The organism is Nostoc sp. DedQUE04, from assembly GCF_034530995.1.
Classification (GTDB): Bacteria; Cyanobacteriota; Cyanobacteriia; order Cyanobacteriales; family Nostocaceae; genus Nostoc.
This window is the reverse complement of sequence record NZ_JAVRCA010000013.1, coordinates 42,203-61,819: the sequence shown is the minus strand read 5'-3', so window position 1 is coordinate 61,819 and position 19,617 is coordinate 42,203. Positions and strand designations below refer to the sequence as shown.

General features: G+C 41.4%; 19 protein-coding genes. 4 read left to right on the top strand and 15 right to left on the bottom strand.

All coding sequences use genetic code 11. The features are described 5' to 3' along the window. Positions 1 to 107: 107 nt before the first annotated feature. Both RM049_RS11665 and RM049_RS11660 read right to left on the bottom strand, forming a co-directional pair. The gene (locus RM049_RS11665; protein ID WP_322704295.1) at positions 108 to 3,419 is read right to left on the bottom strand and encodes an efflux RND transporter permease subunit; all 3,312 of its coding nucleotides are present in this window, start codon (positions 3,417 to 3,419) and stop codon (positions 108 to 110) included. 75 nt (positions 3,420 to 3,494) lie between these two features. Then, the gene (locus tag RM049_RS11660) at positions 3,495 to 4,943 is read right to left on the bottom strand and encodes an efflux RND transporter periplasmic adaptor subunit (RefSeq protein WP_322704294.1); all 1,449 of its coding nucleotides are present in this window, start codon (positions 4,941 to 4,943) and stop codon (positions 3,495 to 3,497) included. 626 nt (positions 4,944 to 5,569) lie between these two features. Between RM049_RS11660 and RM049_RS11655 the strand changes: the two genes are divergently transcribed. After that, positions 5,570 to 5,881: an RNA-binding protein gene (locus RM049_RS11655; protein ID WP_322672219.1), complete on the top strand. Its 312-nt coding sequence runs from the start codon at positions 5,570 to 5,572 to the stop codon at positions 5,879 to 5,881. A 94-nt stretch (positions 5,882 to 5,975) separates the two neighbouring features. On the opposite strand, the gene RM049_RS11650 is transcribed toward RM049_RS11655, so the two are convergent. The 9 genes from RM049_RS11650 to RM049_RS11610 form a co-directional block, all read right to left on the bottom strand. Continuing rightward, complete coding sequence (locus RM049_RS11650; protein WP_322704293.1) at positions 5,976 to 6,377, bottom strand: DUF4440 domain-containing protein; 402 nt, start codon at positions 6,375 to 6,377, stop codon at positions 5,976 to 5,978. A 217-nt stretch (positions 6,378 to 6,594) separates the two neighbouring features. Continuing rightward, on the bottom strand, positions 6,595 to 6,771 hold the full coding sequence (locus RM049_RS11645) for a hypothetical protein (RefSeq protein WP_322704292.1): 177 nt from the start codon (positions 6,769 to 6,771) through the stop codon (positions 6,595 to 6,597). A gap of 314 nt (positions 6,772 to 7,085) precedes the next feature. After that, positions 7,086 to 7,844, bottom strand: coding sequence for a YebC/PmpR family DNA-binding transcriptional regulator (locus RM049_RS11640; protein ID WP_322701275.1), 759 nt, complete (start codon positions 7,842 to 7,844; stop codon positions 7,086 to 7,088). Between the two features lie 385 nt (positions 7,845 to 8,229). Continuing rightward, positions 8,230 to 9,798 carry a metallophosphoesterase gene (locus RM049_RS11635; RefSeq protein WP_322704291.1) on the bottom strand — a complete coding sequence of 523 codons (1,569 nt, stop codon included), beginning with the start codon at positions 9,796 to 9,798 and terminating at the stop codon, positions 8,230 to 8,232. A gap of 267 nt (positions 9,799 to 10,065) precedes the next feature. Beyond that, positions 10,066 to 10,491: a type II toxin-antitoxin system VapC family toxin gene (locus tag RM049_RS11630; RefSeq protein WP_322691016.1), complete on the bottom strand. Its 426-nt coding sequence runs from the start codon at positions 10,489 to 10,491 to the stop codon at positions 10,066 to 10,068. Positions 10,492 to 10,498: 7 nt separating this feature from the next. After that, a complete protein-coding gene (locus tag RM049_RS11625; protein WP_322704290.1) occupies positions 10,499 to 10,714 on the bottom strand; it encodes a hypothetical protein in 216 nt (71 codons plus the stop codon). Between the two features lie 126 nt (positions 10,715 to 10,840). Then, positions 10,841 to 12,073, bottom strand: a complete 1,233-nt coding sequence (locus RM049_RS11620) for a damage-control phosphatase ARMT1 family protein (protein WP_322704289.1) — start codon at positions 12,071 to 12,073, stop codon at positions 10,841 to 10,843. 377 nt (positions 12,074 to 12,450) lie between these two features. After that, positions 12,451 to 12,852, bottom strand: coding sequence for a hypothetical protein (locus RM049_RS11615; RefSeq protein ID WP_322704288.1), 402 nt, complete (start codon positions 12,850 to 12,852; stop codon positions 12,451 to 12,453). Between the two features lie 260 nt (positions 12,853 to 13,112). Continuing rightward, the gene (locus tag RM049_RS11610) at positions 13,113 to 13,337 is read right to left on the bottom strand and encodes a hypothetical protein (RefSeq protein ID WP_322704287.1); all 225 of its coding nucleotides are present in this window, start codon (positions 13,335 to 13,337) and stop codon (positions 13,113 to 13,115) included. 728 nt (positions 13,338 to 14,065) lie between these two features. Here RM049_RS11610 and RM049_RS11605 point away from each other — a divergent pair. After that, positions 14,066 to 14,350, top strand: a complete 285-nt coding sequence (locus tag RM049_RS11605; RefSeq protein ID WP_322704286.1) for a DUF427 domain-containing protein — start codon at positions 14,066 to 14,068, stop codon at positions 14,348 to 14,350. 145 nt (positions 14,351 to 14,495) lie between these two features. Here the strand turns inward: RM049_RS11605 and RM049_RS11600 are convergent, their stop codons facing one another. Beyond that, positions 14,496 to 15,182, bottom strand: coding sequence for a hypothetical protein (locus tag RM049_RS11600; protein WP_322704285.1), 687 nt, complete (start codon positions 15,180 to 15,182; stop codon positions 14,496 to 14,498). A gap of 258 nt (positions 15,183 to 15,440) precedes the next feature. Beyond that, a complete protein-coding gene (locus RM049_RS11595; RefSeq protein WP_322704284.1) occupies positions 15,441 to 15,668 on the bottom strand; it encodes a hypothetical protein in 228 nt (75 codons plus the stop codon). A 398-nt stretch (positions 15,669 to 16,066) separates the two neighbouring features. Between RM049_RS11595 and RM049_RS11590 the strand changes: the two genes are divergently transcribed. Both RM049_RS11590 and RM049_RS11585 read left to right on the top strand, forming a co-directional pair. Next, positions 16,067 to 16,297: a DUF433 domain-containing protein gene (locus RM049_RS11590; protein ID WP_322704283.1), complete on the top strand. Its 231-nt coding sequence runs from the start codon at positions 16,067 to 16,069 to the stop codon at positions 16,295 to 16,297. Beyond that, positions 16,294 to 16,662 carry a DUF5615 family PIN-like protein gene (locus tag RM049_RS11585; RefSeq protein WP_322704282.1) on the top strand — a complete coding sequence of 123 codons (369 nt, stop codon included), beginning with the start codon at positions 16,294 to 16,296 and terminating at the stop codon, positions 16,660 to 16,662. The genes RM049_RS11590 and RM049_RS11585 overlap by 4 nt, the downstream gene beginning before the upstream one ends. An 89-nt stretch (positions 16,663 to 16,751) precedes the next feature. Here the strand turns inward: RM049_RS11585 and RM049_RS11580 are convergent, their stop codons facing one another. Next, entirely contained in the window at positions 16,752 to 18,896 is a 2,145-nt protein-coding gene (locus RM049_RS11580) for an NACHT domain-containing protein (RefSeq protein WP_322704281.1), read from the bottom strand. Positions 18,897 to 19,001: 105 nt separating this feature from the next. Next, the gene (locus RM049_RS11575) at positions 19,002 to 19,439 is read right to left on the bottom strand and encodes a hypothetical protein (protein WP_322704280.1); all 438 of its coding nucleotides are present in this window, start codon (positions 19,437 to 19,439) and stop codon (positions 19,002 to 19,004) included. Between the last annotated feature and the right edge of the window lie 178 nt (positions 19,440 to 19,617).

The window sequence follows — 19,617 nt, the reverse complement described above, 5'->3', positions numbered from 1 at the left end:
TGAGAAACTATGGCAAACAGTTCTCTATTTATAACCACCCCAGAAACAAACAACGATCGCGATCGCCAGTAAAATCGGTATTACGCTATGTGCAACTTAAATGCTCATTAGCTGATAAGTTTTTTCGTAACTCCACGCAATCGGATTAACACTGGCTTTGCCCAATTTCCACCAAGCAAATCGTGCAGCAGAATATAAAAACAAGGGATGATAAATAGTGTCAGCATCGTTGCGATCGCCATCCCAAAGAAAACTACAATTCCTAAAGGCTGCAAAAATTCAGAACCTTCACCAATGCCCAATGCCAAAGGAAACAGTCCCAAGATAGTAGTGACTGTAGTCATGATAATTGGGCGCAAACGTTGAGGAGCAGCTTTCATGATCGCAATTTGGCGAGTACAACCAACTTCTTCTCGAATTTGATTCGCCAGTTCCACCATCAGAATCCCTGCATTCACCACAATTCCCACCAGCAGGACGACACCAACAATTACAGTTGCGCCAATTGCAGTTTGGGTAATGTAAAGTCCAAAAATTCCCCCAGCTAACGCTAGTGGTACGGTGAACATAATTACCAATGGGTCAATTAGCGAATTGTATTGTACCGCCATGACTACAAAGATTAAGAACGTTGCCAACGCCCCCAAAGTTTTTAAAGCATTCTGAAGTTGCTGATTAGTTTCTTGGGCAGAACTAGGCACAATTGAAACACCATCAGGTAAGTCTACATCCTTAAGTACCTGATTGACTTCTGCGATCGCTTCACCAAGACTTGCTCCCTCGCTGAGATTTCCGGCGACAATAAAAGCTTGGCGCTGATTAATCCGTTGCACTTCACCAGGCGCTTGACCTTCTTGAATGTTCGCAACATCAAAAAGGCGGATTAATTGATTGTTTTCTGTAAATAGCGGTAATTGCTCTAGCTGGGAAGGACGCCCAATTGCTTCCTTATTTAGCTGCACCCGCACATCAACTAAACGATTACCGCGTTGAATTTGCGTAGGAACTGAACCTTCAATTGCTGTTTGAACTGTTGCACCAATTTGCTCGGCGCTCAACCCTAAAGCTGAAACCCTTTCCCAGTCGGGGCGAATTTGGATTTCCGGTTGTCGGGGGTCGGCATCTGGCCGGAATGTCGCTAATTTTGCTCTTTCTTGTAATGCTTGCAGCACTTGTGCCCCGGCTTGCGTTAAGTTTTCTTCATTCTCACCTTGCAGAATCACGTCAACCTCTGACCCTTGCACTGGAGAATTACTCAAAATTAAACCCCGCACCTGACCAGGATTGAGGCGCAGCAGAATTCCTGCTAAGTTGAGTTTGTTAAATTCCTGAGTTACTTTTTTGACGAAAGCTTCTACATCTGTGCCTGGTTTCAGATTGATCGTACTGCTGGCACGTAAGGGATTTTCTGTAGTACTGCTGCCAAATAAATTACCACCCACAGTTGTGAAAGCAGACTCTGTTTCTGGTTGTTTGAGCAAAATGTCATCGACAATTTGCATAACTTTTTCAGAAGTTGCTAAAGGTGTACCGGGAGGAAACTGCGCTCTCAAGGTAGCTTGTCCGGTACTGATGCGGGGTAAAATTTCTTGGGGAATTTGACCAAACATGAAGAAGCTACTGCCACCTAAAATTACCAAAGCAGCAGTTACTACGAGGAGCCGATAGCGTAAAACCTTGGTTAAGAAGTTACTGTATCCCCGCGTCGCATCTTCAAATCGGTGATTAAACTGTCTAAGCAGCCAAAATTCACTAATCCGACTAGACCAGCGGATTCCCAAAAGTCGAGAAGACAGCATCGGCACTACTGTAATCGCAACCACAAGAGATGCTGCGACTGCGAAGCTAATTGTCAGAATCAGTTCATTAAATAGCAGTGCAATAAAGCCGCCAATTAAAAGGAATGGCACTACAGAAACTAAGTTGGCACCCGTAGCAGCAACTAAAGCAGATTCTACTTCTTGGGAAGCAGTAGTCGCACTGTCTATAAAGAATTTGGAATTTCTCCCGTTCTCCTCTGCTCCTCTGCTCCTCTGCTCCCCTGCCTCCATCTCTCTTTGATTGGGAGTCATCCCTGTTTTTTCGGAGATGTTCTCCAAAATCACAACCGATGTATCAATTGCTTGACCGACTCCTAGTGTTAGACCTGCCAAACTAAAAACATTCAAAGTCAGGCCAAAGATTTTCATTAAAGCGATCGCTGCTAGAGTACACAGCGGAATCGTCAAACTGATAATAAATGTTTGCCTGAACGATCCCAAAAATAACAATACTGCTGCTGCTGCTAGCAATGCCCCCGAAATCCCCGAAAAGATCACATCATTTAAAGAATTGCGGATGAAGACAGATTCATCTGTGGTGGGACTCAAAGTCATGTCTGCTGGAATTAAACCTGATTGCCGTAATTGTTCGATTCGCCGCTTAACAGCATCTACAACTGCGATCGTGTTGGCCTCTGGCTGCTTTTGGACTGAAAATTTCACCGCAGGCTGACGATTCAGATAAACAAATACTCGCTGTTCTTCTGTATCATCAATTACCTCTGCAAAGTCTCGCAAGTAGACGCGGCGGGAAGGTGCAGGGGAAGTAGTGGAAGCAGGGGAGGTAGGGGAGGCAGGGGAAGCAGGGGAAGCAGGGGAAAAAACTTCCAAGGAAAGGTTTTCAATTTCCTTAGCATTTTGAAAGCGTCCGACAGTCCGAGTCAATGGCTCGGAATTTTGCCCCAGAATCCGGCCTCCAGAAGTGTCTTGGTTACGGGCTGTTAATTCGTTTAAGACATCATTTAACCCGACACCCAAAGCTTGCAATCGCTTTAAGTCAACCAGCACTCGTACTTCTTCTTCTGCACCGCCGGATACGTCAACAGAAGCGACTCCTGGTACTACACTGAGTTCACGCGTTAACTCTTCATCAGCAAATACGCGTAAATCTTTCCCTGGTAATGAGGCAGATGTCAGCGCCAATTCATAAACCGGCAATTGAGAAGGATCGACTTTGAATAAGCGCGGCTCCTCTATCGTATCTGGTAGTTGTCCTCGATTTCGGTTAAAAGCAGCAGTAGCATCGTTTAGGGCTTGGTCAATATCGCCCCCTGGTTGGAAGTATAAATCGAGGCTGACTTGTCCTTCACGGGTGCGGGAAAAAACTTGCACTACATTCTCAGTTGCCCGTAAAGCTTCTTCTAAGGGTCTGGTGATTTCATCTACTGCTACTTCTGGTGAAATACCGGGGGCTTCTAGCCGCACACCAATTCGTGGATAGGTAATTGACGGTAGGAGATCGACTTGGATCGTTGTGAGAAAAAATACCCCAATGACAATTACTGCCACGGTGAGCATGAGTGTGCCAATGTGTTGGCGGATAGCGATCGCACTAAGGCTAAATCCGCCATTGCCATTATTATTATTTGCCTGCTGCATGATCCTAAGTGATAAGTGATAAGTGCTGACTACTGAGTACTTTTTTCTTTGGGATGGTGGTTATTGCTCACCCTACTATTGCTTTTCTGAAAGAATTGAAAGACTCACAGTGTCACCTTCTTTTAACGGCTTACCACTACGAACAACATAGCGCTCTCCTGCTTGTAAGCCGGATAAAATTTCCACTTTGCCATCAGCTTTTTGTCCTAAGGTGACAGCACGCGTCGCTACTTTCGTCTTACCATCTGTGTCTTTCACTACAAATAGTGTTGCCGATGAGTTTTCTTGCTCTTTCTGTGCTGCCTTTGCTGCCCCTGCTTGTTTTTGAATAGCTGTTTGCGGCACTACTACCCGTTGTTGAGTCTGGTTTTGAAAGTTGACTCGCGCCAGTAGTCCGCTGCCAATCTTACCTTGAGTGTTGGGAATCACTACTTCTATAGGTATCAAGCGAGCTGTGGCATCGGCAGCAGGGGAAATGCGCGTAACTCTGCCAATTAATACTTCTTTGGGGAAGGCATCTAAGCGCACTTGTACAGACTGTCCAACCTGAATTTGTGCTAGTTCTAATTCCGAAACTTGGACGACGACTTTGACACGGCTAAAGTCTCCAATTTTCAAGACTTCGTTGCCTGCTTGCAGCAGGTTGCCTGGTTCTGTCACCTTTTCTGTGACTACGCCAGCGATCGGAGATACCAGCCGAGTATAAGACCTGCGTTCTTTGGTTTGAGCAACCAATGCTTGTTGAGCAAGTACTCTACCTTGGGCAGCTGCAACGGCTTGCTGTTCTGTCCGTACTTGTTCTTGGGCTGCCCGGAGTGCTTGGGCGGCTGTTTTTGCCTGGGTACGCGCTTGCTGGGCAGTTTGTTCCGCGATCGCTCCAGCCTTAAACAACCTCTGCTGCCGCTCTGAGTCTGCTTGAGCTTGTACTACTTCTAGGCGCGCCCGTTCAACGTCTGCACGAGCATTGCTTACCTGATTGGTTGCCCTAGCTACTTCTGATTTGAGGGCTGCTAGTTCTGCTTCTGCTTGCTTTAATTCGGTCGAAAGTATGGCATCATCTAACCGCCCGACGTTTTGCCCAAGCTTTACTGCATCGCCGACATCAAGGTTCAAAGCCAACAACCGAGCTTCTACTTGCGATCGCAGTGACACAATTCGGAAGGGTGTTGTATTACCTGTGTATTCTGGCTGTGTTTGCAACGTATCAGTTCGAGCGATCGCCGCATCTACAGCCGTTGCACCACTACGTTGTCCGCTACCAGGACTCTGAGATTGTGCGTCAGCCGCTTCTTCCTTGGGTAGCGCTCCACAATTTGCTGTCAGCAGTCCTATGCCTAACAGACAGGGAATCAATAATTTGGATGCTAAAGGGGAAGACACCTTTGTGTCAAAACTATTTTTTACATCTGCAACAGCCACATCAGTCTTCATAACTGAATTTAACTTGGTATTAATTACCTGGTTAGCGGCTGCCAAAGGTGAGATTTTCGCCTGCTTGTGCGGCTTATTTCTGTCCAAAATCATTTATTTTTCTCGTATTTGGTGAGCTTTTTGGGTTAAACAGCCATGCATTACCAAGTAATTTTGAGACATTATGAATAGTGAAAAGCGGCGAGAGTCAATTGGCTATGTTCTTGCAGAATTTTGTATCAAAAATTACTTTTTATTTGAAAAAATTTCTCACCACTTTAACTCATTAAATTGAGTCGCCCGCTTTTTAGCTGACGATGCAATTCTTAACTCAGTATAAATATTTTTAAATTTCTTGCAATCTGCCCTTAGTAGAAGACTTGTATTTACTGAAGATACGGAACTTTCACACCCCTACTTCTAATCGTGGCAGTATTAAGTAACTAGACTTAGGCTGACATAACTAGATTTAATGTAGCAATTTCGTGGGTGCGGTTCACTTAGCCTCACCCGTTTTTAGACCAGCCAGCATCTAGCTATTAACCGCTTATATAACTTTTTATAACAGTTTTTCAAACTTTTACCCAGAAAGTTGGTTGCTATGTCATCATGGCAAGTGAAATGAGAATTAATTCGGCGACAGTGTTTGTTTTTAGTATTGACAGGCTTTTTCCTTTTGGTATTACAGACTTCTCTCCGAAATCTAAATCTCTACAAACTTATGATTTTGGAGACATTTGATGTCAATTTACGTTGGTAACCTCTCCTATGATGTTACACAAGATGCGCTGAGTGCTGTATTTGCAGAATATGGTGCTGTAAAGCGCGTTCAACTACCCACTGACCGTGAAACAGGTCGTTTACGCGGCTTTGCTTTTGTGGAAATGAGTTCAGAAGATGAAGAAGCGAAAGCTATTGAAGCTCTTGATGGTGCTGAATGGCTTGGTCGCGACCTCAAAGTAAATAAAGCCAAGCCCAAAGAAGACAGAAGTGGTGGTTCCTTTGGGAACCGTGGTGGCGGCGGCTACAACCGTAGCAACAACCGCTATTAAGGTTAATTGAATTTAGAAAAGGCTCAGGCAGAAATGCTTGAGCCTTTTTTATGCAAAACTTTGATTCTTTTTGATTCTAAATAATTTTGGCCAATTACTCATTATACTGCACTGATGATTCTCTAACTAAAGTGCCTTGATGAAAGATCATTTTCCATCGTTCGTTGTTTAATTTCCAGATGGAACTTCGCAACGAATGAACAGGTTGTTTGTCAGATATATGTCTGACTATACGATAAGTTACTAAAACAACCCCTGTTGCTAAAACTAATGTTTTGAATTCTGTTATCAATCTTTGAGTCAGAGGTTGGATGGATTCATTCTGCAAGCTCTCGATAATTTGCTGTTTATTAAAAACACGCCCTGAGCTTCCGAATTCAATGAACTCGTCAGCAAGTAAATCCATGATATCTGTCGCTGACTTTCGGACATCGGGTTGAAGCAAATGCTCCTCCAACTTACGAAAAAGTGATTCTTCTAAATAGTCTGCTTTCATATATGTTTTGAAGACTAAATTGAATGGTAGCAGATAGGATTAGGCGATCGCTTTGAACTTTGATTTTTATAAGCTCGCACCCTTGAGCAGTTAATAAAAAAACCCGCTGTTGGTAGGGATTCCAGCGGGGTTAAATAATACAGTTATCTTTTCAGAGAAACCAACACTAAACTTGATTACAGAACTACTAGAAACTTTTACGACTAATAGTAACTATTTATAAGTGTTTATGAACTAGTTTTTTAGCATGATGCTTGTGATGTTTAGTATGATGAACTTTAGCAGATTTTACGCTAGGATGATGAATAGTTTTAGCTTGAGCTTGAGATGCAAAAGCGGTTACAGGTGCAGCAAAAATTAGAGCCAAAAGTAAAGCTTTAGCGAACTTATTCACTTGAAAAATCCTCATTAGGTAATCAACAATTTAACTATCTGATAGAGGTATGTCATAAGTTTGTAATTGATATGAATCTTTCATGTCTATTTTTACATTCGTCAAATATAGGATTTACTCGGTTAAGACAAGAGACGCGATGAATCGCCGTCTCTACAATCTAAAACTTTCATTAAAAAAGCTTAATTGAATCCTATGGGCTGACGTGGAATACTTAGCTAAAAAATACTTGCTGGTATTTCAATCTTAAATGTAACAATCTGGACATCATCCAAATAGCTGTAATTTAGTTATGATACTTGGGTTAATTTTGATTAAGAAATGGTAATAGACATCAATTCTTCTGATATTTCAAAGTTAGCTGTGACATTTTGCACGTCATCCAAACCTTCTAGAGTATCAATTAACTTGAAAAGCGATCGCGCCCGATCGGGATCGGTAACTTCTACACTATTACTAGGAATCCAGCGCAATTCGGCATCAATTACCTTAAAACCTTGATTTTTTAGCGTCTGACTAAGGGTTTCTAAATTTCCAATATCAGTAAAAATCTCAGCCATCTCATCTTCAGTCATCTCATAAGACTGGGCACCGCCTTCGAGTGATGCTTCTAAAAGCTGTTCTTCGTCAATTACACCCTGCACAACACAAACGCCTTTTTGTTCAAACATCCAGCTAACGCAACCTGTTTCACCAAGATTGCCACCATTTTTACTAAAAGCTACACGCAAGTCAGCAGCAGTGCGATTGCGATTATCTGTGAGGGCTTCGATTAAAATCGCTACACCACCGGGGCCATAACCTTCGTAGCGAATCGCTTCAAAAGTAGCACTATCGCCGCCAAAAGTGCCTGCACCTTTAGCGATCGCTCGTTCAATATTATCATTGGGAATACTCGCAGCCTTAGCCTTGTCAACTGCTGTTCGCAGTTGAAAATTCAGCGCCGGATCTGGGACGCCGCTTCTAGCCGCAACGATAATCGCCCTGGATAACTGAGTGAAGGTTTTTCCCTTTTTTGCATCTACTAACGCTTTCTGGCGCTTAATATTTGCCCATTTACTATGTCCTGCCATAATTTGAGCCGATCGTAACTCTATTCAAGATTAGGATATACCTAGCTTTTATCTGAATGCAAAGGTGCATTTGGTAAAAGTTCGCTAAGATGCAGCACTAAGATTTGATTTTCAAGTGAGATGAAAAATGTGTAGTTCAATAGACCTGCCTTAAAAATAGGGACTGGGGACTGGGGACTGGGGACTGGGAACTGGGAATTGGGGAAGAGATATTTTTATTGTTCCTTGTGAGTTCCACTCATGGAGTCTCTTGCAAAAAAGACTGTTGCAAGAGTTGGGAAAAGGAAAAAGGTTAAAGGGGAAGGGGACAGCACAAAACCTTTACCCTTTCCCCCTTCTCCTTTTCCCGACAAATGCCAAGAAGTCTAATTACTTCGCATCTCGTTTAGATCGCAAAAGGTTCCAGTTCCGTGTCATGCCACTCTTGTTCAAACCGTTCAGTAATCAACGGTCTAATGATAAACTTGGGCGGGCTACCATCCAGAACATCAATCCGCACACATGAATAAGGCAGTCGGTTCTGGAAATTGTAGTTATGACGGCCCACAAATAACGTTGAATCCGCAACTTTCCGAGTGGGTTTACCTGCAATCTCAGCAAAAGTTTCCATTAATTCAGTCCCTTCTCGCCGTTGATAGCGGGGACGATGACCGCTCCCACTAGAGATAATACAGTTAATATGCGAGTCTGCAAATCCGGTGTCAGTTGTGCAAAGATGCTCTAAACAGTGAGCGTGACCGTTTAAAATCAAATCGACTATGGGACGTTCTTTAATTAGAGTACCAAGAGTTTCTGACACTTGTTCAAACACCCAGCGCAAACGGTGACGAACCGCCAAGGTTTGTGCCTGATTCCACTTGGTAGCTTCTGTGACGTAGGGAGGATGGTGGAAAAAGATTACACGTCCGCGCACTTCGGAGGTGTTCCAAGATTCGATTAGTCTGCTTCGCAACCATTCAAGTTGTTCAAAATCGATCGCAGGCATTTGATGAGATGCTAGTTGTTTTTCAATGTCGATTTTGATTTCGTTTATTTGGTCTAATTTGGCACTAAGGTCATCCAGTTGTTCCGCTTCGGTGGGTTTATCTGGGTTGAGGCGATTGTATATTCCCAAAATCTCCAATTCTTCTCGATCTATTTCTTGGCGACGCTTTTGTAATTCCCGACGGTAAATTTCCCCCTCTTGAGTTGCAGGTAATGGTGATGGTGTATTAAAGGTATTAGAATCTAGTGCAAAAAAGTCAATCCCGCCGTAACGAAAGGTGTAATAGCGATTGGGTAAACGGGTAAATTGTCCAGGTTCATAACGCAAACAGCGCCCTGTGTCAGTCTTAGCAGTGTAGTGCCGATCTAAATGACGTTCTAACTCTTGTGGAGACATTGCCTGAGTGTAGTCCATAAATGCTCGTGCATAAGCATTACCTTGATACGATCCATGCCAGCCAATCTCGATGTCTTTGTAGCGGAACAGACGACGCAGTGACGATGTTGTGCCAGTAAATAAACGGTACATCAAAGGTACATCGTAGTAATCATGATTACCAAGTACTGGCAAAAACGGCAGATTAAACACCATACGGTCATAAGGAATGCTTTTCGGGTTGTCACCACCGACAAGAAATTCCCGGTAAGGCTCAATAAAGTTTGTTGAATAATATTCTTGGGAACCCACCACATAGATGACATCGCCAGTGTGCAACACAAAGCTGCAATCATCGCGGTGAGTTAGCATCAGTTCGGCAACTTTTCGTTGGGGGTGGTGTCGAGAATGAGATTTAGTACCAGAATCGCCGATAACCATAAAGGAAAATTCTGGATTATCCTGCCTGCGATCGTCAATAACTAGACTGGTTTGGTCAATTCCCCGTTGGACAAAACTTGGATGCATCCACCGCACCCGTTCCTTCATCTTTTGAATTTTTACAGGAATGGGTGGATCGGAAATCAATTTCATGGCTAATAACTCTTGAATGCCTAACGCACACGCCGATTGTAACGAAATATTTAATTGTCATTAGTCATTAGTCATTTGTCATTTGTCATTTGTGAATAACCAATGCCCTTAATGAGTGCTGAGTCTTGAGTGCTGTTAGCAGATAGCTATGGTTTCGCGCTTGCTGAGTGGGAATCTCACTTTTTTTACTCGCAACTTGGAACTGTTTTGCCCAATGCCCAATGCCCCATGCCCCATGCCCCATACCCAATGCCCCATGCCCAATCTTTAAGGCAAATTTTCTCGCAGTAATGCTCGAAAGCCTGCTTGTTGAAAATGCTCATCGGCGGTCAGTGCTTCAGTGATGCCGCTATATTGCATAACAATAAAAGATACGCAATCGATAAATCCCCATTCTTTCTCTGTTCGTTCGCGATATAGCTGAAAAGCACGTTCGTAGAGTTCTTGGGAAAGGGGAACAATTTCTACTTTGGAGTCTGCTACTAGAGAATTTAATAATATGATTGCCGCCTGACGATAAGGTTGTTGGGATAAGGCATTGCCAATTTCCAACATCACCGCCTGTGTTGTCACCAAACGAGTTTCTGCTGTTTGTAACATTTTAGCCAGATGTAAGGCTCGGTCATGCAAGCGATCGCTCGGTGCAGATAAGGCAATGGCAAATGATGTATCCAAAAAGACTTCAGAATGCATGAAAAGTTTATTTACTGTATAAATATTTATCTATATTGGCAGACCAATCAGATGGCCCTTCGAGGTTGAGCGATCGCGCTGTTTGCAGAAATGATACCGTTTCATGTTCGCTTGGCGGTAAAACTTCAATACTGATTCGCACACGGGTATTAATTGGCAGTGCGATCGGTTCAGCTGGATAGAACACTTTGCCATTAAACACAGCTGTGATTTTTTCTACCATTTTCCTTAGAAAGTTCTTCTAGTCTATCCTAAGCTGGTTGTGGTAATACTGGTAGAGTAAACGACCCTATAAGTAGTGAAGATACGTATACTTGTTTTACAAATTATCTCGATTTTTCAAAATTGTCTAAATTACCAACTGAATCACACCCCACTGCCCATTTGTCAACCAAGAAGAGTCAGATTTGGCTACTTTCTCAATAACTTCTGGTTTTAAACCAACTGCTACTTCTGACTTTAAGGTGCGTAGAGCTACCATTGGCACGGGTAGGTAGCAGACTATATCTGCAATATCAGTGGTAAATTCCCAATGGCGATCGCCTAATAATCGGCGATAATTGGCATCTCCTTTGACTATAACCAAACTCGCATTGGCTAACTCATTTTTGAGGGAGTTGGGTATTTCCCAAAAGGCTAAAGGCGATGTCCAAAAGTAATCTTCAGATAGTACTAAACGCCCTGATGCAATATTGTCTCGGAGTCTTTGGCTAAAGGATGTAAGTTGTTGATTTCCAGTAGCGGCTAAAAAACTTATTGTGTCATGTACATCCTTAATCATGGCATCAGATACAAAAGTCGGATGTGGCTTTAAGTGTAGGTAAATCCGATTAGCCAATCTGCTATTTAATAAAAAATCTACTAAACATAAATCACAAACGAGTTCAAAGCCAGCATTATCTACAACAAAATCAATCCGTCCCCCTTGAGAGTTGATTAATAATTCCGTGACTTGGGAGGCATCATTTACTAAAATGTGAGCTAGTTGGGTTTGAATATCAAAACGACTGCGATCGCTCTCGGATGCTGACCATAAACTCAAGTCAACTCGATTTCCCCACAAAGCAAAATATAACAGCGCTATTAAAGCTGTTTGATTTGATTCTCCCTTCAGTTGAGAATTATTTAACCAATTGTTAGACCGATCGCACAATAGAATAATCGAATCCAAAGATGCTTCTAAACTTTGAGACTTTTGTAACTCAAATGGATCGACACCTTGCCAGACACCAGAGCGAAAATAATTAGTAATTTCTAGAATCAACCGAAAAAAATAAGTTTCAGCAAAAAACCAAGGAACATCTAGCCAACGCTGACCTTTATATAATTCTAAATATGTATTCCAGGCTGAAAAATCTACAGCAGTCTTATCAAAAAGAGGTTGCACATATCCTGCGGGCAATTCTTTTGCCAGATTTTCTAAGCTGGTATTAATTGCAGACGAGAAATTATTTTCAGCAATAACTTTGCGAGCGATCGCAGGCATTCGTTGAGTAACTGTAAACTCAGTAAAAGAACCAACTTCTGACCCCAAAAGAGACGGTGGTATCGGTAATTTGGGGATGTGGGATATATTCGCCACAAACTTTGATTTTCCTTATATTTTCAGTTATTCTAACGCTGTGTGCAACTTTCTTTCAAATCTAATCAACGCAAAAGCGGAATAAATCGACCAATAGCTGCAAACAAAGTATTTAACAAAGTCACAAAAGTATTATCTCAGACACGATAAATCACCGTCAAGACCAAAGACTGATTATTAGACCTCTTACAAAAGTGCTTTTTGCACTCTTGGGGAAAAGGGTAAAGGTTAAAGGGGAAGGGGACAATACAGAACCTTTTCCCCTTCCCCCTTTTCCTTTTCCCGACTTATGCAAGAAGTCTATTGTAGAGACGGCGATTTATCGTGTCTAAAATTATAGGGAAATGCGGAGATTGATTTTAGCACTCCTAAATTATCTATTGTGAATCATTAGTATCGCCAAATGATTTCATCTGTAACTCAACTGCGTTGACATAACCTCGATCGTTCAAAACTTCCGCTGGTAACTTATTAGCCCTAATAGCAGCCTGAACCACATCTTTCCCAGTCAAGTATCCGGTTTGGTATTTGAATAACAAAGTGCCATAACTAGGAATACCCTGCTTTTTTAAATAACCTTGATAAGCGAGAAAGGCAAGATTAAAAGGTTGCAGATATTTAGTATCTGTAGGATTTTTAGCTAAAGTATTAGAGTTGACATCTGTATTTATTTGTCCACCACCATTGTTAGTATTAACTGTTTGAGCGCCAGCAATTCCAGGCATAAAAGCCATAAAAGTAATGATAAGTGCAGAATTGAGCAGAGTTGTGAATTTCATGATTTTATCCTTGTTAGAAATAACTTAATTTTTTCAAGTAAAAAAAGTTTCTTTTTTAGCAATTTTAAGCTCTGGTAATTAATCGTTTTTATTCATTTGTTACTCATAGTATTTAAGTGAAATAATTCTCTCAAAACTTGATAAATAGCTTTTTTTTAAGAGAATTACTACAGGTTAAAAATGAAGTGTTTTTTAAACAAACCTGTACTGAATAAAATGATATAAGCTACACCTCAAAAGCATAAAAGTAACTTAACTCATTAAAAACTATTACCAAAACCCATCATGTAATAGGCAATAAAAGCAGTCTCAAAATGTTTGAGATAATTGACATTAGTAGAATAGCTAGGGGAAGTTTCAGAGTTGACGGCTGTTTTTATTGATAGACTATTGTGATTCTTGGCTTGATGAAGGCAAGTGATTTTAGTCATAGAGTTAATCCAAGCAATAATATGTGCAGATTTTAGCGAATTGGTAAATTTCATAGAGTTATCCTCAATTAGAACAAAATGCAATAGGAATCAGTATTCTCTAGTAATAGAGTCCACTGTTTATTAATCTCAAACTTTTAGGAGCGGTTCATTTAATCGGCTGATTTTTTTTAATTACTCAAACGGGTTGATACAATTCATCCAAATTGGAGAAATGGAACATCCGGAGTAGGTTTAATCAGAACTTCAAACATGCAAAGATATGCTAAATAAACGTGAGTTCGATGAACCTCTCCCGGACAACCTCCCTCTCCCACGGGGAAAGGGAGAGCAAGAAGAAATTATGGTTTTGGCTTTCCTCTCCGTGTCCAAAAGGGGTTGGGGGAGAGGTCAAAAAAGGACTTGTCGAACTCACGTTAAATAAAATCTTTAGCTGACAAGCATTGCCAAAAGGTGCCTTAGCGTCGCTCACCGCAGGCATCGCTTACTTACATATTTAAAGATTTTTTGCTTGAGGCTATCAACCGAAATCTAATTTTTTTTGACTAATAAACTTTCCATACCAATATGTTAGAAAATCGTGATGATGGAAACAAATGCTTTTAATTTTCAAATTGATAAATAAAAGTGATTGCAATTAATATCTAGAGGAAAATCCTGTAACTCATTGCCTCTTCGTGACATCTGAACTATTTTGGCAGCGTCATGGATTCCATAAATTCACTACAAATAAGCTGATAGTGTCAAAATGTTATATGTATAGTTTATTTACAAAGTCATTTATGCCGAAAGCAATTTGGAATGGAGCTACTTTAGCCGAGAGTGATAATACCGTAGTTGTGGAGGGCAACCATTATTTCCCTGTTGACGCCATTAATAAGCAGTATTTTACTGAAAGTAACACCCACACTACTTGTCCTTGGAAAGGTGTTGCCAGTTACTACAGTATCGAAGTTGATGGGCAAGTCAACAAAGATGCTGCTTGGTATTATCCCAGCGCTAAGGAGAAAGCTAAGAATATTGAAGGTTATGTCGCCTTTTGGAAGGGCATAAAGGTTGAGGCTTAATAAAGGTTCCTGGAAGTATTTTAGTTGCAGGGACATTAATATTACGTCCGGCTAATTGCCCATAAAATAATTAGCCCGCGCAGAGAGAAGTCTGAGCGGGCTTCGTATTTAAACTATTTGCGAATTTATTCTATCTAATATGTAATTATACCTTTGCCTTGCAAAATGCTGCTTGCTTTGTCTTCGCCAGCCAAGCCAGACTACCAGCAAGTATAGTACCAGCGATCGCACTTGGTTCGGGTACTGGTTTCGATATCAAAGCACCAGGATTCAATATCAAAGTATCAGAGTTGATAGTTATGTTGCCTGCTGATCTTGAATTAATATTACCAGCAGCGATCGCACTTGTTTCAGGTACTCTTCTCAGAATCAGGTTAGAGGTTGTAAGAGTTATGTTACCTCCTGCTCCTGAATTATTATTGCTATCATCAGCGATCGCGCTTGGTTGGAGTACTGGTTTCGATATAATAGCACCGGGTCTGACTGTAAGAGTATTGGTTGTAATAGTTAGGGTGCCTGCTGCTCCTGAATGATTGCTACCAGAAGCGATCGCACTTGGTTGGGGTAATGGTTTCGATATAATAGCACCGGGTCTGACTGTAAGAGCATTGGTTGTAATAGTTAGGGTGCTTGCTACTCGTGAATTCTTGCTACCACCCTTAATATAGAGTTTATCAGTAGAGATAGTTAAATTGCCGCCGATGGTGATGCTATCGAGAGCCGCCGTCAAGGTAGCAGCTTGTGCTGATTCCACTTCCATTATTATCCAACCCAGAGCAACGGTTGTGGAAATAGCTTGAGCGATAGCCTTTTTTTTATTGTTTTTTGTCACCTAAAAATCCTCTGATTAATTTTTCAAAATTAAAAAAAATCTCGGATATTAATCTTGTTTCTGGCAGTTTGAGGAACTCTGCTAAAAAGATTGATTTGTGCAGCGTGGTTGTCATAGCTGTGCAAATGCCATATTTTATTGGAATCTTAGCATTTTCTGTCCTGGGATTTTAGGTAGTGAGTCTAAACTCCAGTGATGTTGCTGCTTACCTGAAAATAGCTGTAAGCTTTGGTTAGGACTTGTATTGATAAATTTTGCTTAATCTGTGGTAGCGATCGCATAAGCATTTGCCACAAATAGATAAGCATTTGTAACAAAACAAGTTGTGTTAGTAACGATCGCATAAGCGTTTGCCACAAATGGATAAGCATTCGTAACCAAACAGGTTGTGTTAGTAACAAATGGACAAGCTGTTGTTACTAAGGGATTTGCATTCGTAACCAAACAGGTTGTGTTGGTAACAAATGGACAAGCTGTTGTTACCACGGGAACTTCATTTGTAACGTTGCTGCTGCAAAATTGCTCAAATTCTTCTGAAGAGGATTTTCTTTAAGCTTTGCATCGCACGAGTAACAACATGATGCTGAAATGTATGTATAGTAGAGCGATCGCGACACCCAACACCAAAATCCATGTTGGGTTGGACTGCGCTTCACGCAACCTACATCTAATTTAAAACAACCTCTAATGCTTAACGCGAAAGATCGGATAATAGAAAAATGGACGCAGTTATAGCCGTAGTTATATAGGTTAGGACATAATGACATTCACGATTGTCAGGAAGAGTAATGTTTTTACCTCCAGCATAGCTGCCTCCTGCCCCCTGCCTCCTGCTATATTTATAATTCTTCAATCTGATAACCTCACATAGCGAGGTAACAACCATGCAAAATCTCACCAGAATTACCCGCAATCCAGAAGTGATGGGTGGTAAACCCTGCATTCGGGGAATGCGTATTACTGTTGGTACTATCGTTGGGTTAATGGCATCTGGACACAGCAATAGCGATATTCTTAAAGCATATCCCTACCTCGAAGAAGCTGATATTTATCAGGCACTTGCCTATGCTGCATGGCGAGTTGAAGAAATTGAAGTTCCTCTCAAGAGTGCATGAAAATTCTGATTGATATGAACCTTTCCCCTGATTGGGTTGCGGTTTTTCAGAGGTACAATATTTCGTCTGTCCACTGGTCTACCATTGGCAACCCGCGTGAGAAAGATGCAATCATTATGGAGTGGGCAAGAACTAACAGTTATATCGTGTTTACTCACGATTTAGACTTCGGTACTTTGTTAGCTGCAACAGGTGCTGATACCCCTAGTGTAATTCAAATTCGCGCTCAGGATATTTTGCCAAACAGTATCGAAAATCTAGTCATTTCAGCCCTGAATCAGTTTGAATCCTTACTGGAGTCAGGTGCATTGGTTACTATTGACCAAGCTCAATCTAGGGTGCGTATTTTACCAATTCGTAAATAGCTGACAGCTTTATTTAAGCATTTACTACAAATATGACGAAGTTCGTTACCACCACAACTAGATTTGTAACGTCACTGCTGCAAAAGTACTCAAATTATTCTTGTGAAGAGGATTCTCTTTAAGCTTCGCATTGTACGAGTAGCAACATTATGCTGATGCCAAGCTTGATAGAAATCGGGGTAAGGCATATTCTGGGCGCATTCCCAGGCTAAATCGTAGTATTCACTATTTAATTGCCAATAACCACTTAAAGCTTTGACTACCTCAAAGCGATGCTTATTAACCTGTAGAATTTTCCCTAAGCTATGTGCTGCCCGCTCACGGATATTATCATCCACAGTAGTTGATTGCAGCAGTTGCACCAAGGTGGTGATTGCAATTTCATTACCAGGGTCGATTTGCCCTAATGCTGCTGACAGCATTAGGGTATCGTTATCGAGATGATTTGATTGCAGCAGTTGCACCAAAGCAGTGATCGCAATTTTATTACCTTTACCAATTTGCCCTAAGCTTTCGGCTGCCAGCGTAGGAGCGACTAGATGATTTGATTGCAGCAGTTGCACCAAGGCAATGATCGCAATTTTATTGCCAGGGTCGATTTTCTCTAAGCTTACTGCTGCCTGGCAAAGGGTTAATTTATCCACATTTATGGATTGCAGCAGTTGTACCAACGCAGTGATCGCTTTTGTATACTCCGTCTGTTGCAGTGCCAACCTAGCTTCCTGGGTAATTTTATAGGAAAATTGTACCCACTCTTGCTTTTTGATGTTGAAATAATCAAAGCCCCATTTGGTAATTTGCTTTACGATTTCATTGGCTCTTAAATAATCTTTAAATTCTACAATTCCTGCGGCTGCTAAAAAATAGGCACGGTATTTATAAACTTTTTGACATCCATCTTTAAAACTAACTAAAGCATCAAGAAACTGTTGTTTTTGCTTTTTTAGATTTTCTTCTTCTCGCCCTAGCCAAAGTAATATTGTTTGCTTCCATTGCGGTTCAAAAATGCGATAAGTTCCTTGACTGGGATTTTTGGGAACATGGTTGAGAAAGAAATGCCAGTCCTCAATTGCCTTGGCAGCAAAGTACTCTTGAAATGAGGCATGAAAGAAAGCGTAAACAGGTTTTCTATTTGTATCTATCCCTACACAGTTCAGCCAGCCGAGATTTAGCGCAAATTTCAGCAGTGAATTTTCATCCTCAGCATTTCCTAAGAAGCGATTCACAAAATCCTTCTGCAAGCGAAAACGGGTTGCTTCTTTGTCTATTGCTGCTTTCGCTAATTCCCCTAATTTGACATTGAGTTGCTGACGCTGGTCAGAGTTTGTAGCAAATTCGTCTTTTTTCCACTTATAGAAGTCATCTACAAATTGCTGATAGAGTCCCGCTTGAGTATTGGGTAATTTACCTTCTCCTGATTGCCAATTCAAGCACAGCAGTGTCAAACGCAGAGGATTTTTCACTAAATCTTGAATCCGTTCTTTACCCGATTCTTTCAACGCAGTACATAACTGCTCCCCTTTTTCTCGATTAGCAACGAACCATTTATGAATAAATCTCTCTACCTGTTCTGGATAAGAAAAATCTAAACTACGATAGGTATCAAAATCATCAAGTGCATTAATGCTGCCATCCCACAGATTAACCCGACAAGTCAACACGATTCGCGCTTTAGCAATTGACCCTGCTTCACGGAATTGCCGTGCAATTTCTGTTAGAGGATTACCTGAAGATGCGGACATTTCATCTAACCCATCTAGCAGCAACCACACATTATTTTGATTAAATAGAGCAACAAAATCATTCTTCAGTTGCTTGGTGGCTTCGGCTTTACCTGTTTTCTCAGCTACCTGAGTCAACCAAATCTCGAATAAATAAAATTTTAGTTCCTGACCTCGCAAATCTGCTAAAGATACCCAAATGACAATTGACTGGTGAATCTCACGAGATACCCAATCAGCAATCTGCTGTAATAGTGTTGTCTTTCCTGCGCCTGGTTCACCAATAATCGCAATTCGCTTACCTTTACTTTTAGGTGTGTTCTGCTGTTTAAGAACTTCTTCAAGAAAAGCATCATGCTCAAATGTTTTGGTGATTTCTGTCTCCTTGTACAGTTCTGAACCCTGTTCTGGAGAAATATCACCTTGAGGCTTGGATGCCTTTTTGCGCTCAACTAATCCCAGTGGCACGTAAACATCATCAACTTGCAGGGTTACTCCTTCAGTTGATGTCAAAGGATTTGTAGTCAGCTTTCGCCGTTCTGCGAGTATTTCACGGCAGACTTTACGCCAATCATCGGGAGTTAACTTTGTCCCATCCTCCCCTAGGGACGACTGCGGTCAGCCAAATGTAACTGGGCCGTTAAATTGATTGCCTTGGAAAACATTCTTAATCTCATCTGCTAACTTTGCATTGTTGACAACTGACGGGTGCGAGTTGATTTGTTCTACTAATTTTTTAATTTCCTTAGCACTTTCAGATTGGTCATTGTTGACTGCTGCTTCCACTCCCACAACAGCTTGAGCAATTTCTGGGTCTGCGTCTGCTGCTGCTTTGAGTTCCAGCACTGCTTGACCATAATCTAATCGCTGCGGTTCATTTCCCTCAACAGCACTGGTGAGTAATGGCGATTTATTCTTTTGGCGGAGTAATTCGATTAACTTACTACCTAGCGTCCATGTAGCATCACCAATGTTTTCGCCAATTTTCTCCTGTGCTTTAGTCCAAAGTGTAGTAGCGATCGCAGTAGCAACAGCCGTCAGTGTTACAGTTACCATAAATTCACTACAAATTGAATTGATATAGAAATTCTTTCAACTCACACAAATAGTATTACGCAAAAGCTGCGCGATTATTACTGACATAACTCACTTTTTTACCCGCGCAGGCGGGTTTTGTTTGTGTAGCCGTGACTTATATAGCAGGGAACAGGGAACAGGGTCAAAAGTCGCTTGT